This window comes from Streptomyces sp. 35G-GA-8, from assembly GCF_023534745.1.
Taxonomy (GTDB): domain Bacteria; phylum Actinomycetota; class Actinomycetes; order Streptomycetales; family Streptomycetaceae; genus Streptomyces.
Window position 1 is genome coordinate 1 of sequence record NZ_JAMHJQ010000064.1, and the last position, 481, is coordinate 481.

Annotated in this window: 1 protein-coding gene; it reads right to left on the reverse strand. The window is 68.4% G+C overall.

The annotated features are described in order from the left end of the window. On the reverse strand, positions 1 to 481 hold a 481-nt coding region (locus tag M1203_RS38540), incomplete at both ends, for a glycoside hydrolase family 6 protein (protein ID WP_249954524.1).

A 481-nucleotide genomic window follows, 5' to 3' on the forward strand; every position in this document is an offset into this window, starting at 1 on the left:
CCGGCGGGGTTGCACCACTCGCCGTTGGAGTCGTTGCCGTTGCGGCTGGTGTCGATGACGAAGGGCTTCGTGTAACCGTAGGACGCCGACAGCACCGAGTTGATGGCGTTGCCGTAGCCGATGTTCCGGCTGTTGCCGTAGTAGTTGGAGATGTTCGACGAGAAGCCGTGCGCCTGTCGGAGCCCGGCGCCGTCGAGATGCCTGGCCATGGTGGCCGCGTCGATCCAGGCGGGGTTTCCGGCGTCCAGGTACGTCCATGTGTGGGGCGCGTGCGCGGAGAACTGTGCCAGGGCGTCCCGGAGCATGGCGTTGCGCTCATCGATCTGCTGCTGGGTCAGACAGCTGTAGTCGCCGAGGGAGTCGGGCTCGATCACCACCAGCGCCGGTCGCCCGCCGATGGCCGAGGCGAAGGCCGATATCCAGGTGCGGTAGGCCGCCGGAGAACCCGCCCCGCCGCCGGAGTGGCCGCCACACGCGTCGC